Source organism: Meinhardsimonia xiamenensis, from assembly GCF_900102905.1.
Taxonomy (GTDB): Bacteria; Pseudomonadota; Alphaproteobacteria; order Rhodobacterales; family Rhodobacteraceae; genus Meinhardsimonia; species Meinhardsimonia xiamenensis.
Window position 1 is genome coordinate 298,209 of record NZ_FNFV01000003.1, and the last position, 15,245, is coordinate 313,453.

At 68.4% G+C, this 15,245-nt stretch carries 11 protein-coding genes; 10 read left to right on the forward strand and 1 reads right to left on the reverse strand.

Features of this window, described 5'->3' with window-relative positions; genetic code table 11:
* Positions 1-11 precede the first annotated feature (11 nt).
* Entirely contained in the window at positions 12-1,142 is a 1,131-nt protein-coding gene (gene folE2 / locus BLQ14_RS08230) for a GTP cyclohydrolase FolE2 (protein ID WP_092500026.1), read from the forward strand.
* Positions 1,143-1,189: 47 nt separating this feature from the next.
* Positions 1,190-2,638, forward strand: a complete 1,449-nt coding sequence (locus BLQ14_RS08235) for a TrkH family potassium uptake protein (protein WP_092500028.1) — start codon at positions 1,190-1,192, stop codon at positions 2,636-2,638.
* Between the two features lie 25 nt (positions 2,639-2,663).
* On the opposite strand, the gene BLQ14_RS08240 is transcribed toward BLQ14_RS08235, so the two are convergent.
* Positions 2,664-4,460, reverse strand: a complete 1,797-nt coding sequence (locus BLQ14_RS08240) for a peptidoglycan-binding protein (protein WP_092500030.1) — start codon at positions 4,458-4,460, stop codon at positions 2,664-2,666.
* A 188-nt stretch (positions 4,461-4,648) separates the two neighbouring features.
* Here BLQ14_RS08240 and BLQ14_RS08245 point away from each other — a divergent pair, with 188 nt between their 5' ends.
* The 8 genes from BLQ14_RS08245 to glmM all read left to right on the forward strand — a co-directional run bounded on the left by BLQ14_RS08245 (position 4,649) and on the right by glmM (position 15,224).
* Positions 4,649-5,608, forward strand: coding sequence for a glycine--tRNA ligase subunit alpha (locus BLQ14_RS08245; protein ID WP_176759534.1), 960 nt, complete (start codon positions 4,649-4,651; stop codon positions 5,606-5,608).
* 19 nt (positions 5,609-5,627) lie between these two features.
* On the forward strand, positions 5,628-6,098 hold the full coding sequence (locus BLQ14_RS08250) for a DUF6446 family protein (RefSeq protein WP_092500032.1): 471 nt from the start codon (positions 5,628-5,630) through the stop codon (positions 6,096-6,098).
* 10 nt (positions 6,099-6,108) lie between these two features.
* Positions 6,109-8,172: a glycine--tRNA ligase subunit beta gene (gene glyS / locus BLQ14_RS08255; protein WP_092500034.1), complete on the forward strand. Its 2,064-nt coding sequence runs from the start codon at positions 6,109-6,111 to the stop codon at positions 8,170-8,172.
* Between the two features lie 99 nt (positions 8,173-8,271).
* Entirely contained in the window at positions 8,272-10,872 is a 2,601-nt protein-coding gene (locus BLQ14_RS08260; RefSeq protein ID WP_425412090.1) for a putative PEP-binding protein, read from the forward strand.
* A gap of 183 nt (positions 10,873-11,055) precedes the next feature.
* On the forward strand, positions 11,056-11,760 hold the full coding sequence (locus tag BLQ14_RS08265) for a cell wall hydrolase (protein WP_170068359.1): 705 nt from the start codon (positions 11,056-11,058) through the stop codon (positions 11,758-11,760).
* 103 nt (positions 11,761-11,863) lie between these two features.
* Complete coding sequence (locus BLQ14_RS08270) at positions 11,864-12,787, forward strand: dihydroneopterin aldolase (RefSeq protein ID WP_092500038.1); 924 nt, start codon at positions 11,864-11,866, stop codon at positions 12,785-12,787.
* Positions 12,788-12,823: 36 nt separating this feature from the next.
* Positions 12,824-13,834 carry a dihydropteroate synthase gene (folP, locus tag BLQ14_RS08275; protein WP_092500040.1) on the forward strand — a complete coding sequence of 337 codons (1,011 nt, stop codon included), beginning with the start codon at positions 12,824-12,826 and terminating at the stop codon, positions 13,832-13,834.
* 31 nt (positions 13,835-13,865) lie between these two features.
* Entirely contained in the window at positions 13,866-15,224 is a 1,359-nt protein-coding gene (glmM, locus tag BLQ14_RS08280; RefSeq protein ID WP_092500042.1) for a phosphoglucosamine mutase, read from the forward strand.
* Positions 15,225-15,245: the final 21 nt, after the last annotated feature.

Genomic DNA, 15,245 nt, shown 5'->3' on the forward strand with positions numbered 1-15,245 from the left:
GAGATCGCTCGATGAACGTCCATCTGCCGCGGGCACCGCTTGCGGGTGACGACGAGAAGGCGCAACGCGACGAGATCGCGCGCGCTCTGCAGGCCATCGAGGGCAGGCTTGCCGAATCGGTCGGCGAAGAGAGGCGCGCGCTGATCGCCGGGCTAGAGCGGCTTCTCATGCGAAACGGGACGGAGCCGGCCGCAGATGGGCCGCGTGCCGGCCTTTCCCGCGACTATGACAGCGATTTCGTCCCCGACGAGGCCTACCGCGCGAGCCTGCCCGACCTGCAGAACGGGCCGGCGAGCCTCATCCGCGGCGAGCGCGGGCTGATCCAGCATGTGGGCATCTCCAACTTCCGGCTGCCGATCCGCTACCACACCCGCGACAATGGCGATCTGACGCTGGAGACTTCCGTGACCGGCACGGTGAGCCTCGAGGCGGAGAAGAAAGGCATCAACATGTCGCGCATCATGCGCAGTTTCTATGCCCATGCTGAACGCACGTTCAGTTTTGACGTGATCGAGGCGGCGCTTGACGACTACAAGCGCGATCTGGAGAGCTTCGATGCGCGCATCCAGATGCGCTTCTCCTTCCCGATGAAGGTGCAGAGCCTGCGCTCGGGTCTCTGGGGATATCAATACTACGACATCGCCCTCGAGCTCGTGGAGCGTGACGGGGTGCGGCGCAAGTTCATGCATCTCGACTATGTCTATTCCTCCACCTGCCCCTGCTCGCTGGAGCTTTCCGAACATGCCCGTGAGGTGCGCGGGCGGCTGGCGACGCCGCATTCGCAGCGCTCCGTGGCGCGCATCTCGGTGGAACTGAAGGGGCCGAAGTGCCTGTGGTTCGAGGACCTCATCGAGCTTTGCCGGGCGGCGGTTCCGACCGAGACGCAGGTGATGGTCAAGCGCGAGGACGAGCAGGCATTCGCCGAGCTCAACGCCGCCAATCCGATTTTCGTGGAGGACGCGGCGCGGCTGTTTTGCGAGAAGCTGGCGCAGGATCCGCGCATAGGCGACTTCCGCATCGTGGCGAGCCACCAGGAAAGCCTGCACAGCCATGACGCGGTGAGCGTTCTCACGCGGGGGCCGTCGCTTGCGGCCGAAAGCCTCGATCCGCGGCTGTTCGACACGCTGCACCACGCCGGATGACCGGCCCGGCTTGACAGCGGCCAAGCCCGGCGACATGCCTGCGGCCCATGTTTGACGTCCGCCCCGTTGCCTATGTCACCGGCCTGCTCGTGGCGGTGCTCGGCGCCTCGATGCTCGTGCCGATGGCGGTCGATTTCGCCTATGGCAACGGCCACTGGCCGATCTTTCTGGAGGCGGCAATCGTCACCGCGCTGACGGGCGGGCTTGCCGCGCTGGCCTCGGCAAACGGCGTCGGGCCGCGCCTGTCGCTGCGGCAGACCTTCCTGATCGCCACGCTGGCGTGGCTGGTTCTGCCCGTCTTTGCCGCGATCCCCTTCATGCTCGGCCCGCCCGAGGCGCGCTTTGTCGATGCCTTCTTCGAGGCGATGTCGGGGCTCACCACCACCGGCTCGACCGTCTTTGTCGGGCTCGACAGCCTGCCCGAGGGCGTGCTTCTTTGGCGTTCGATGCTGCAGTGGTTCGGCGGGGTCGGGATCATCGTGGTGGCGATGGTGTTCCTGCCCGAGCTGCGCGTGGGCGGCATGCAGATCTTCCGCACCGAGGCTTTCGACACCGCCGGCAAGATCCTGCCGCGTGCGGCCCAGATCGCGGCGCGGATCGGCGTGGTATATCTGGTGCTGACAGCGGCATGCATCGCCGCCTATCGGGCGGTGGGAATGGACGCCTTCGACGCCGTCAACCACGCGCTGACGACCGTCTCCACCGGCGGCTTCTCGACGACTGATGCCTCATTCGGCGCCTTTCAGGGCGTACCGGAATATGTGGCCTCCGTCTTCATGGTGCTCGCAAGCCTTCCCTTCGTGCGCTTCGTTCAGCTGATGGGCGGCTCGGCAATGCCGCTCTGGCGGGACAGCCAGGTGCGCGCGTTTCTGGTGGTGATGCTGGCGCTGACCGGGGTCACCGCGCTTTACCGCGTGCTCGCCAATGACGACCATCTCGAGCATGCCATTCGCGAGGGGCTGTTCAACGTAACCTCGATCATGACCGGCACGGGCTATGCGAGCGTCGACTACCAGCTCTGGGGCAGCTTCCCGGTGGTGCTGTTCTTCTTCCTGGGCCTCATCGGCGGCTGTGCGGGCTCGACCTGCTGTTCGATCAAGATTTTCCGTTATCAGCTCCTGATCTCGGCGATCCGGGCGCAGATCCGGCGACTGCATTCGCCCCATGGCGTGTTCGAGCCGCGCTACGAGGGGCGAAAGGTGGGGGAAGATGTGATCTCTTCGGTGATCACCTTTTTCGTCATCTTCATCGTGACTCTGGGCGTGCTGTCCGTCGCCCTGGCGATGACCGGTCTTGACACCGTGACGGCGCTTTCGGGGGCGGCGACCGCGCTTGCCAACATCGGACCGGGGCTCGGCCGCGAGATCGGGCCGGCGGGCAATTTCGCCGGCCTCAATGACACGGCAAAATGGCTGCTCAGTCTTGCCATGCTCGCCGGAAGGCTCGAACTGATGACGGTGCTGGTTCTCTTCACCCGCCGCTTCTGGAGCGCCTGACAAGTGACAAAGGGCGCAGGCCCTCTCACCCCTTCCAGCAGCTGACCAGAACGGTGACGTCCGCCGCGATTTCGGCAAGCTCCTCGGGCGCGAGGCTGTCGCTGTTCTCGGCGCGGGCAGGGGACTTGCCCGCCGCGCGCAGGAATTGAGCGAGAGCCGGCGCATCCACGGCAAAGGAGACGTCCCCGGGCAGCAACCGCGCGCCTTCCTGTCCGCGCGGTAGAAGCATGCCGGCCACGGCGCCTGCAAGGTCGAACACCGGTCCACCGGCGTCGCCCTCGGCGGCGGGAAGGGCGAGCCTGTCAAGCGCTTCTTCGCCACGGAGACCACGCATGTCGGCGAGCTTGCCGAAGGTAAGGGTTGGGGCGGACAGGATGCCCTCGAAGGAGTAGCCCGCCACCGCAACCTCCGACTGCAGGCGCGGCGGATCGAGGCGGAAACGGGCATGACCCCTTGGCGCGAGCGCCTCGCGTGGCTCGAGCAGCGCAACTCCGAGGGTGGGGTCGGTCGCGGTGACATCCACGACGTGGGTTTCCTCCAGCGTCACGCGACCGCATCCCTCGACGGCCTCGAGCACGGTGAGCACCGCGCCGCGGGGATCGACGAAGAAACCGCTTCTCCCCTTCTCCGGGCGGCGGATCTTCAGCCCGGCGAGAAGATCCACGCTTTGCTCCAGCGCCCCCTCGCCGAGCGTGTCGGGCAGGCTGGCACCCCGGATCGGGCGGAAGCTCTCGCGCATGCGCTCAAGCACGAACTCGCGCCGGCGGTCTTCGCCGGCCGGCCAGATCAGCGTGAAGCCCTTCACCGCTCCATCAGCCACGCGCGCGTAGGTGTGGGAAGTGATCCGCTCATTGGCGCCCGTGAGCAGGAATTCCCTCCCCCGCCGGCTGCGCGCGCCTTCAAGCGGCACGATCTCGAGCGTCTGCATGATGTCGTAAAGGCCAAGCAGCGTGCCCTCATCGCCGGCCTGGCTGATCAGCAGGACACTGACGCCGGAGCCGTCCCGCTCGGGATAATGGGCGAAGGGCGGATCGTATCGGTCGAAGCGCACCATCCCCATCGGAAGTTCGATCTCGATGCCGGCGGTCTCGTCACGGACCAGCTCGAGCCCGATCGCGGCGAGCTCGCCGCGGTATTCGTCGAGAAGTTCGGCGCGCTGACGTGTGGTGAGGATCCCGGTGGGCTCATGGCCCCTGGCGACCTGCCATGCGGCCATGGCCCGCCGCGTGGCCGGCCCGAATGAAGCATCGATCCGCCCCTCGTAGTGGCCGAACCACTGAAGGGCGCGCTGCAGCTCGGCGCGTTCATCGCGCCCGAGGCGCGCCTCCGAGCGGCGCGCTTCGGCTGGCGTCTCGTCCTGGGGTTCGGGCGTCTGCGCGGCCGCGAGGGGCGCGGCAGGAGCCTCGGCCGATACGTCCGTCGCGGTCGCGGTCGGGGCGGGATTCTCCGGCGCGGCGGCGAGCGCCGGCCGCTCGCGGGCGTCAGCGCCCACCGGGTAGAACTGCTGCCCGAACACGTCGGCGCGGACGATAAAGCTGTCGCGGGGAATGCGCCCCTCGGCGCGCAGCTGGCGCAGCGCGGCGCGGGCATCGGCCTCGAGAAACGGCCCCAGGGCGACCACATACCACCCCCCGCTGATGGAAAATCCGGCAACTGCGCCGAGATCGGCGGCGCGGCGGCGGGCGATCTCCTCCGCCTCGCTCAGAATGCGGTGGGCGGAAAGCTGAATCCAGGAGTCGGGCGTTTCCTGAGCCACGCCGGGGCGCGCGAGCGAAATGACGAAAAAAAGGCTGGTGGCAAGGGCAATGGTGATGTGTCGCATGCGGCGGTCCGGTCCTCAACTGCATCGGCGCGAAAGGATATTGCGCCATCGGCGCCAATCCTAGCAGAGCGGTTTGGCGATGCACCCCCAAAGAGTTGGACGCGGCGCGGTCCGCTCGCACCGCTTCGCGCGATTGACCCCCGCCCGTGGCTTGCCTATGGAGAACGCGCTTTTCCCGGAGGGTCGAGATGGCAGAGGTGGCGTCGAAGCCTGCGAGTTTTCAGGAAGTGATCCTGCGCCTGCAGGATTACTGGGGTCGGCAGGGCTGCGCGATCCTGCAGCCGTATGACATGGAGGTCGGGGCAGGCACGTTCCACCCCGCGACCACCCTGCGCGCGCTCGGCCGCAAGCCTTGGGCGGCGGCCTATGTGCAGCCCTCGCGCCGGCCCACCGACGGCCGCTACGGCGAGAACCCCAACCGCTTGCAGCACTACTACCAGTATCAGGTCATCATAAAACCCTCGCCGCCCGATCTGCAGGAGCTGTACCTGGGCTCGCTCGCGGCCATCGGCATCGATGCGCGGCTGCACGACATCCGCTTCGTCGAGGACGACTGGGAAAGCCCGACCCTCGGCGCATGGGGGCTTGGCTGGGAGGTCTGGTGCGACGGGATGGAGGTGAGCCAGTTCACCTATTTCCAGCAGGTGGGCGGCCATGACTGCCATCCGGTCTCGGGCGAGCTCACCTACGGGCTCGAGCGGCTGGCGATGTATGTGCTCGGCATCGATCATGTGATGGCGATGCCCTTCAACGACCCCGAGGCGCCGATCGCGCTGACCTACGGCGATGTGTTCCGCCAGGCCGAGGAGGAATATTCGCGCTACAACTTCGATGTGGCCGACACCGAAATGCTCCTGCGCCACTTCGAGGACGCCGAGGCCGAGTGCCGGCGCATCCTTGCCGAGCCCGAGATCGACCCGCGCACGGGCAAGCGCATCGTCATGGCGCACCCGGCCTATGACCAGTGCATCAAGGCCAGCCACATCTTCAACCTGCTCGATGCCCGCGGGGTGATCTCGGTGACCGAGCGTCAGGCCTATATCGGGCGGGTGCGGGCGCTGGCGAAGGCCTGTGCCGATGCCTTCGTGACCACCGAGGCGGCGGGCGCGGCGGCGGGGGGCGCGCCTTCTGCGCCCGAAGCCGCGTGAACGGCCGGAGAGCGCGCCCGTGAATGGCAGGATCCTTGCCATGCTTCTCGTGGGTCCGGCGCTGGTCGCCGGCGCGCTCATGTACTGGCTGCAGCTCTATGCCTTCTACGAGGAGCTCGACCCGGCCAGTGTCGAGCTCACGCTGATCTCCCGCGAAACAGGCGTGCCAGAGCCCTTCCCGGGCACCGTCATTGCCGCGATCGACGCCGATTCGTCGCCGATCCGCTTTCGCGCTTGTGCCCGGGCCGACATTGCGCCGGAGGCGCTTTCCGCGGCATTCGAACCATATCCGAAGCCCGAGCCACTCAACGCGCCGGGCTGGTTCGACTGTTTCGATGCGCGTGAGATCGGTGAGGCGCTCAAGGCAGGCCGCGCGCGCGCCTTTCTCTCTGCGCCCGAGATTCACGACGGGGTGGACCGGGTGATCGCGGTGATGGAGGACGGCCGCGCCTTTGCCTGGCAGCAGCTGAACGAGAAATACAAGGATTAGGGACGCGCCCATGCCCGACCTTCTGATCGAGCTTTTCTCCGAGGAAATTCCCGCCCGCATGCAGGCCCGCGCGGCCGGCGACCTCGAGCGGCTCATGGTTTCCGGGCTGCGGGAGGCCGGGCTCGTGTGCCGTGGTGCGCGCGCCTTTGCCACGCCCCGCCGGCTCGCGCTCGCCGTCGAAGGGCTGCCCAAGGAAAGCCCCGCCCGCCGCGAGGAGCGCAAGGGCCCGCGCGTGGACGCGCCCGAGCAGGCGCTGGAGGGGTTCCTGCGTTCCACCGGGCTCACCCGTGACCAGCTAGAGGCGCGGGAGGACAAGAAGGGCAACAAGGTCTGGTTCGCGGTGATCGAGCGGCCCGGCCGTCCTGCCGCAGAGATCGTGGCCGAGGTGCTGGGCGAGGTCATCCGCAGCTTCCCGTGGCCGAAATCGATGCGCTGGGGTTCGGGCAGTCTGCGCTGGGTGAGGCCTTTGCACGCGATCCTTGCCATCCTGCACGACGAGGCCGGTGCGCAGGTGGTCCCCTTCGAGATCGAGGGCATCCGCGCGGGCGACAGCACCCGCGGTCACCGCTTCATGGCACCGGAGCCTTTTTCCGTCACGTCCTTCGATGACTACGTGGCGAAGCTCAAGCGCGCGAAGGTCATTCTCGACCCCGTGGAGCGCGCCGACATCATCCTGCAGGAAGCCGAGAGCGCGGCCTTTGCGCAAGGGCTTGAGCTCGTGCATGACAAGGGGCTTCTGGCCGAAGTCGCCGGGCTTGTGGAATGGCCCGTGGTGCTGATGGGCGCGATCGGCGAAGAATTCCTCGGCCTTCCCCCGGAAGTGCTGCAAACCTCAATGCGCGAGCATCAGAAATTTTTCTCGGTGCGGAACCCGAAGACCGGCCGCATCGAGCGCTTCGTGACCGTGGCCAACATCGAGGCCGCCGACGGGGGCGCCACGATCCTTGCCGGAAACGCCAAGGTGCTCGCCGCCCGGCTGTCTGATGCGCGCTTCTTCTGGGAAAACGACCTGAGGCGTGTGCGCGAGGAGGGCATGGTCGGCATGGCCGAGGGGCTGAAGGCGGTGACCTTCCACGCCAGGCTCGGCAGCCAGTGGGACCGGGTCCAGCGCATCCGCCGGCTGGCGCGCGAGATCGCGCCAGTGGTCGGCGCCAAGCCCGACCTCGCCGATGAGGCTGCGGAAATCTGCAAGGCCGATCTGGTGTCGGAAATGGTCTATGAATTCCCCGAATTGCAGGGAATCATGGGCCGCTATTACGCGAAAAGTGCAGGCCATGATGACGGCGTGCCGGAGGCCTGCGAGGAGCACTACAAGCCCTTGGGCGCCTCGGACGATGTGCCGAGCGCGCCGGTGTCGATTGCCGTGGCGCTTGCCGACAAGATCGACACGCTCACCGGCTTCTGGGCGATCGGCGAGAAGCCCACGGGCTCGAAAGACCCCTTCGCGCTGCGCCGCGCCGCGCTGGGCGTCATTCGCATCGTGCTGGAGAACGGGCTGAGGCTTCGGCTTCAGGAGCTGTTTGCGCATGGCTATCCCGGCGCCGATGCCGGCGACCTCCTCGCCTTCTTCCACGACCGGCTCAAGGTGCATCTGCGCGAGCAGGGCATCCGCCACGACATTATCGACGCCTGCCTTGCCATGCCGGGCAACGACGACCTGACCCTTGTCGTGAAGCGGGCGCAGGCGCTTGCCGACATGCTGGCCACCGAGGACGGCGAGAACCTGCTGCAGGGCTTCCGGCGGGCCAACAACATCCTCACCCAGGCCGAGGAGCGCGACGGGGTCGAATACAGCTTCGGTGCCGATCCGAAGTTCGCCGAGCATCCCGCTGAAAAGGCGCTGTTCTCGGCGCTCGATGAAGCGGAGGAGAAGATCGCCCCCGCCATGGAGCGGGAGGATTTCGAGGCAGCGATGCAGGCCATGGCGGCGCTGCGCGGGCCGATCGATGCCTTCTTCGAGGCGGTGCAAGTCAACACCGACAACGAGATCGTCCGCCGCAACAGGCTCAACCTGCTCTCGCGCATCCGCACGCTCTGCCTCTCGGTGGCCGACCTGCGCCGCATCGAGGGCTGAAACGGGAACCTCGGCGCGTTCCGGTCAGGTGAATTGACCGCAGCCCTTGCGCAAAGGCTGTCCGGCGTTATCATGCTGCAACACAGCAAGGGCGCCGCAGTGCAGAAACATCAGCCGATAGCAGCCAGGGGAGCGCTGGCGGAAAGGGGCGAGCCGTTCACGGTCATCACCGAGACCGCCCCCATCGCCGCCGCCACGCATGGCGGGCGGGCGAAGTGCCTGCAGCGGTTGATCCGCCTTGGCCTGCCGGTGCCGCGCACGGTGGCGCTCTCCTTCGACGCCGTGCATGAGATCGCGGCTGGTCACTACGTCGATTTTGCGCCGCTCATCGCGGCCTTCGGCGAAGCGCCGCTTCTGTCGGTGCGGGCAAGTTCGGCTGACCCCGACTGGGGCGGGCCGGGCGCGATTCTCAACATCGGCATGAGCGGCGAGATGCGGGACCGGCTCGCCGGCGAGATCGGCGAGGCCGCGGCCAATGCGCTCTATCTGCGGTTCATACACGCCTATGCGGTTCATGTCGCGCGGCTCGATGCCGAGCTGTTCGACATCCCCGAGCAGCCTGACCAGGGCGCCATCGAGCGCGCGCTCGTCGTCTATGAGGAGGAAACCGACGAGCCTTTCCCGCAGTCCGTCGAGGTGCAGCTGGGCGAGGTGCTCCGCTCCATGGCCCGTGCATGGGAGGGGCCTACGGCGCGGCTCTTGCGCCAGGCGCGCGGCGCGCCGCCAGATGCGGGGCTCGGGCTCGTCGTGCAGGAGATGGCGCTCGGTCTCGGGCCGCCCGAGTCGGGCGCGGGTGTGATCCAGTTCGTCAACTCCGCGACCGGCGAACCCCAGATCACGGGCAGGTATCTCTCGCAGGCGCAGGGGCGGGAGGCGCTCTTGCCGGGCGCCAAGGGTGCGATCTACCTCACGCGCGACCCCCGCGGGCCGTCGCTCGAGGAGCTTTGCCCGAAATGCTTCGCTGAGCTTGTTGAATACGGGCGCATCTGCCGCGAACGCCTGCGCGAGGAGATGCAGATCGAGTTCACTCTCTCGGCCGGCCGTCTCCATGTGCTTGACGCGGTGCGGGTGGCGCGCAGCTCGCGTGCGGCGGTGCGCATCGCCGTCGACCTTGCCGAAGATGGGATCATCTCCCGCGCCGACGCCCTGCTGCGCATCCCGCCGCGAGCACTGACCGATCTTCTCCACCCGCAGGTGGACCCGCGGGGCAAGCGCGATGTGCTGGCCCGCGGCGTTGCGGCAAGCCCCGGCGCGGCGGTGGGGCGGCTGGTGTTTTCATCGACCGCGGCTCAGGCGGCGGCGGCGCGCGACGAGAAGGCGATTCTGGTGCGGCGCGAGACCACGCCCGAGGATGTGCGCGGGATGCACGCCGCCGCCGGCGTGCTGACCGAGCGCGGGGGCATGACCAGCCACGCCGCGGTGATCGCCCGCGGGCTTGGCGTGCCCTGCGTTGTCGGTGCCGACATCGAGATCGACCAGCGCGAGCGTCTGATTCGCTGTGCCGATGGCCGTGTGTTGCGCGAAGGCGAGGTGATCACCCTCGATGGCACCGCCGGCGAGGTGCTCGCGGGCGCGGCGCCGCTTCTCGAGCCCGCGCTTGACGGCGCCTTCCGCAAGCTCATGGACTGGGCCGAGGCGGCCTCGGACATCGACATCCGCGCCAATGCCGACACGCCTGCCGACGCCGAGCGCGCGCGCAATTTCGGCGCCCGCGGCATCGGGCTCTGCCGCACCGAGCACATGTTCTTCGAGGAGGACCGGCTCGGCGTGATGCGCGAAATGATCTTTGCCGAGACCCCGGAAGACCGGGCGGCGGTGCTGGAGATGCTCCTGCCCATGCAGCGGGAGGATTTTCTCAAGCTCTTCCGCATCATGGAAGGGCTGCCCGTCTGCATCCGCCTGTTCGATCCGCCGCTTCACGAGTTCCTGCCCCATGACCGGGAGGGGCTGAGGGAGCTCGCCGAGTCGCTCGACATGCCGATCGCCGAAGTCACCCGGCGTGTCGAGGCGCTGAGCGAGTTCAACCCCATGCTGGGGATGCGCGGCGTGAGGCTCGGCATCACCGTGCCCGAAATCTACGACATGCAGGCCCGCGCGATCTTCGAGGCCACGGTGGAGGCCAAGGCGGAGGGCGCCCATGTGGTGCCGGAAATCATGATCCCGCTGGTCTCGGCGCGGCGCGAGGTGGAGCTCGTCAAGACCCGCATCGACGCGGTTGCCGCCGCCGTGCGCAACGAGCGCGGGCAGGACTTCACCTACCGCCTCGGCGTGATGGTCGAGACCCCGCGCGCGGCCCTCAGGGCGGACGAGATCGCCCATCACGCGGCGTTTCTCAGCTTCGGCACCAATGACCTCACGCAGATGACCTACGGCCTCAGCCGCGACGATGCCGGGAGGTTCATGTCGGCCTATGTCAAGCTCGGCGTCTTCCCGGAGGATCCCTTCCACGTGCTCGACACCGAAGGCGTTGGGGAGCTTCTGTCAATCGGCGCGGCGCGCGGGCGCGCGGCAAGGCCGGATCTGACGCTGGCGATCTGCGGCGAGCATGGCGGCAACCCGGAGTCGATCGCCTTCTGCCGGGATGCGGGCTATGATTATGTGTCGTGCTCGCCCTACCGCGTGCCGGTGGCTCGGCTTGCGGCCGCGCACCTTGCGCTGCGCGACCCGCGGCGCGGCCCGGGAGCCGGCGCCGCGGGGTGAAGACCGGACGGGAGCGACGCTTGGTGGCGCACGGCGCACCGCCCGGTGCGTGAGCAGGCGGAACCGGCGGAATCCGGCGGCGTGCCTGCCGCGATTCGATCACAAGCTGGACTCATGGGACGGTTTGGGGTTAACACCCCCCGGTCAGGGCTGCTGCCAAAGAAGAAAACCCTGGAGGGGCAAATGCTGACCCGAAAGCTGCTTTGGGCCGCGCTCGTGGCGCTGGCGGGCGCCGGCGTTGCCGCCGTCGCTCCCGCCTTGGCGGACGTGTCGATGAGCCAGTCGAACGCGCCGCGTCTTCTTGTCGGCGAGCACATGACCAGTCTCATGGAGATCGAGCGCAAGGGACTGGGTCGCCTCGGCGAGGGCCGGATGGAGCGCCTTGCCGGCACGCCGAAGCCGCGCGCCGGCCGGGTTGAGGTTGGCCAGATCCGTTATGACGTGGAGTGGCTCGACGCGCTTCCCGCACCGAAACGCGGTGGCGACGAGCTGTCCTGTCTGGCCGAAGCGCTTTACTTCGAGGCGCGCGGCGAGACGGTGAAAGGTCAGTTTGCGGTGGCGGAGGTCATTCTCAACCGCGTTGACAGCGACCATTTCCCCGACAGCGTCTGTGGTGTTGTGCATCAGGGCACGGGCAAACGCTATCAGTGCCAGTTCACCTACACCTGCGACGGACGGCCGGAGACCATCAGCGAGGCCGAGGCCTATGAGCGGATGCGCAAGATCGCGGCAGTCATGCTCGCGGGGGCGCCCCGGGTTCTGACCAAGGGTGCGACCCATTACCACACGCTGGCGGTCTCGCCACGCTGGGCGCGGCGCTTCGACCACACCGCCACCATCGGCGAGCATCGTTTCTACCGGATGTCCGAACGGGTCGCGCAACGCTGAGCCCGGTCGCAACGGCGGGAATGGGCGTCGCGCGGGGGCATGGCGCGCGGGCGAGCGCTGCGGTATCAGCGGCGCAGGAACCGCCCGTTGCAGCGAGGCGCCGATGACTGACGAGATCACGCAAGCCTTCGACCATCCCGAGGCGCGTTCCGCCGCCACGGCGCCGGAGCCGCGGGACCGCCTCAGCTTGCGTGATCACATCCGTGAGGTGGAGATCGGCGCCTTCGAGACGGAGCGTGGCCGTCGCCAGCGGCTGCGCTTCAACGTCGTTGTGGAGGTCGCCCCGCCCGACGCGCCGATCGGCGACGATGTTGACCGCATCCTCTCCTACGACAATCTGACCGATGCGATTTCGGCGGAACTCGGCGCCGAGAGGCTGAACCTGCTGGAGACCCTGGCCGAACGGATCGCCGCGCGCATACTGCTCAAGCCGCGCGCCTTGAGGGTTTTCGTTCGTATCGAGAAACTCGACCGAGGGCCCGGCGCGCTGGGCGTTGAAATCGTGCGCGCGCGCCAGCCCGAGGCGCCCGCGCCGCTGGAGGTTCCGAGCGAGCCGCCCCGGCCCGCCCCGCAGCTGGTGCTGCTTTCGGCCGCGGCCGCCGAGGATGCGCGGCTGTCCTCCTGGCTTGACGCGGTTGCCGGAAAGGGCGCGGCCGTTCTCGTGGTCGCGCCGGCGGCATTGCCCTTGCCCGAAACGCGCGATCCGGAGGCCGCGCGGCAGGTGGCGCTTCTCGCGCTCGATCAGGCGGCATGGGCGCTCGCGGGGCGCGATCCGCGCCTCATCGCCGTGGCCGCACGAACCGAACTTGACTGGGCCATCGGCGAAGGGAGGCTTGCGGTCTGGGCACCGGCAAAGATGGTGCGCGACGCTGCGCAGCGGGTGGAGGATGTCTCCGCGCCAGCGCTGGCCGTGTGGCTGGCCGGCCGGCTTGGCGTCGGCGAGCTCGTGCTGATCGGCGCACCGCCTCCGCCGGGCTGGTCGGGCGCCTCGACGCGGCTTGACGTCTCCGCGAGGGCGGGCGACTGAGCCTGCCTGCCGCCATCACGTCAGGAAAGCAAAACGATGCGTGTCTATTATCGCCCGATCCCCATGACCGACCCGGCGCGCCCCGCCGGCGCGCTCGCCCTTGCCGGAGGCTGGTGCTGGTTCGATCGCGTGGAGCGCATTGCGCGTGGCGCCGAGCCCGAGGTCGTGCCGCTCGAGGCAGCTCCACCCGAGGTGCTCGAACGGCTCACCGCGCCGCGGCCGAGCCTTGCCGGGCTTGATCTTTCCCGACCGCGGGTGATGGCCATTCTCAACGTCACCCCCGACAGCTTCTCGGATGGCGGGCGTTTTGCCGCGCGCGAGGCGGCGGTCGCTCAGGGGCTGCGCCTTGCCGAGGGCGGCGCCGACATCATCGATGTTGGAGGGGAGTCGACCCGCCCCGGCGCAGACACCGTGCCGGCGGCGGAGGAGATTGCCCGCGTCGTGCCGGTGATCTCCGAACTGGCCCCGCGCATCGCCGCTCCCATCTCCATCGACACGCGCAAGGCGGCGGTCGCCGAGGCGGCTTTTGCCGCCGGTGCCGGGATTCTGAACGACGTGGCAGCGCTCGGCTTTGATCCGGCGCTTGGTCCGCTTGCGGCGCGGGCGGGCGTGCCTGTCTGCCTGATGCATGCGCAGGGCGACCCGAAGACCATGCAGGCCGACCCGCGTTATGACGACGTGCTCCTCGACGTCTACGACTTTCTCGAGGCGCGCATTGCGGCGGCCGAGGCGCTGGGCATCCCGCGCGCGCGCATCATGGTCGACCCCGGTATCGGCTTTGGCAAGACCGTCGAGCACAACCTCGCGCTCCTGCGCCGCATCTCGCTCTTCCATGCGCTGGGCTGCCCGGTCTTGCTCGGCGCCTCGCGCAAGCGTTTCATCGGCGTGATCGGGCGGGCGCCCGAGACCGGCGAAAGATTGCCGGGATCGCTCGCCGTGGCGCTTTCGGCGGTGCGGCAGGGTGTGCAGATCGTGCGGGTTCATGATAGTCTCGAGACCATTCAGGCGCTTCGCCTCGATCGGGCGCTGGTGACGCCCGACGCCTGAGGCGGGCGACAGAGGGACAGAGACGGATTGCATGACAGACAGGCTTTTCGGCACCGACGGCGTGCGTGGGCGCGCCAACAGCTATCCGATGACGGCGGACATGGCGCTGCGGCTCGGCGCTGCCGCGGGGCGGTACTTCCGGCGTGACGGTCGCAACGGCCACCGGGTGGTGATCGGCAAGGACACCCGGCTTTCGGGCTACATGATCGAGAACGCGCTGACGGCCGGGCTGACCTCGACGGGGATGAACGTGCTTCTGCTCGGGCCCGTGCCGACGCCGGCGGTGGGTTTTCTCACCCGCTCGATGCGCGCCGATTTCGGCATCATGATCTCCGCGAGCCACAACCCGCATTACGACAACGGGATCAAGTTCTTCGGTCCCGACGGCTTCAAGCTCTCGGACGAGGCGGAGGCGGCGATCGAGGAGCTTGTTCATGGCGAGGTGACTCCCGCCCGCCCCGAGCACATCGGCCGCGCCCGCCGCATCGACGACGGTTTGGGCCGCTACGTGGAATATGCCAAGACAACCTTTCCCGGCCGCGGCCGGCTCGACGGGCTGAAGGTGGTGATCGACTGCGCCAACGGCGCGGCCTATCGCGTCGCCCCGCAGGTGCTCTGGGAGCTTGGGGCCGATGTGGTGCCGATCGGCGTTTCGCCGGACGGCAAGAACATCAACGCCGGCTGCGGCTCCACCGACACCGCGCTTGCCGCGCGCACCGTGGTGGAGCAGGGGGCCGACCTCGGCATCGCCCTCGATGGCGACGCCGACCGGGTGATCCTCATCGACGAGACCGGCGGCGTGGCGGACGGCGACCAGATCATGGCCCTGTTTGCGGCGCGCTGGGCGGCAGACGCGCGGCTGGCGGGCAACACGCTCGTGGCCACGATCATGTCGAACCTCGGGCTCGAGCGGCATCTGAAGGGTCTCGGCATCCACCTCGAGCGCACGCCGGTGGGCGACCGTTATGTTGTCGAACGCATGCGCCAGGGCGGCTGGAACCTCGGCGGCGAGCAGTCGGGCCACATCGTGATGACCGATTACGCCACCACCGGAGACGGGCTCATCGCGGCGTTGCAGTTTCTCGCCGAGATGGTCGCCACAGGCCGCCGCGCGTCCGAGCTTGCGCGCAATTTCGAGCCGGTGCCGCAGCTTCTGCGCAACGTCCGCTACACGCGCGGTCAGGAGCCCCTGCGCACCGAGCGCGTGCGCCGCGCCATCGAGGAGGGTGAGAGGCGGCTGGCCGGGACGGGCCGGCTCGTCATCCGCCGGTCGGGCACCGAGCCGGTGATCCGGGTGATGGCCGAGTGCGAGGACGCCGACCTGATGGAGGCGGTCGTCGCCGAGATCGTCGCCGAGGTGGAAGCGGTCTGCGAGACCGCGATGAGCTGAGGGCGTGAATGGCGGCCGCGC

Coding starts and splice junctions, on each gene's coding strand:
- folE2 (WP_092500026.1), top strand. CDS start 12: ATGAACGTCCATCTGCCGCGGGCACCGCTTGCGGGTGACGACGAGAAG.
- BLQ14_RS08235 (WP_092500028.1), top strand. CDS start 1,190: ATGTTTGACGTCCGCCCCGTTGCCTATGTCACCGGCCTGCTCGTGGCG.
- BLQ14_RS08240 (WP_092500030.1), bottom strand. CDS start 4,460: ATGCGACACATCACCATTGCCCTTGCCACCAGCCTTTTTTTCGTCATT.
- BLQ14_RS08245 (WP_176759534.1), top strand. CDS start 4,649: ATGGCAGAGGTGGCGTCGAAGCCTGCGAGTTTTCAGGAAGTGATCCTG.
- glyS (WP_092500034.1), top strand. CDS start 6,109: ATGCCCGACCTTCTGATCGAGCTTTTCTCCGAGGAAATTCCCGCCCGC.
- BLQ14_RS08265 (WP_170068359.1), top strand. CDS start 11,056: ATGCTGACCCGAAAGCTGCTTTGGGCCGCGCTCGTGGCGCTGGCGGGC.
- BLQ14_RS08270 (WP_092500038.1), top strand. CDS start 11,864: ATGACTGACGAGATCACGCAAGCCTTCGACCATCCCGAGGCGCGTTCC.
- folP (WP_092500040.1), top strand. CDS start 12,824: ATGCGTGTCTATTATCGCCCGATCCCCATGACCGACCCGGCGCGCCCC.
- glmM (WP_092500042.1), top strand. CDS start 13,866: ATGACAGACAGGCTTTTCGGCACCGACGGCGTGCGTGGGCGCGCCAAC.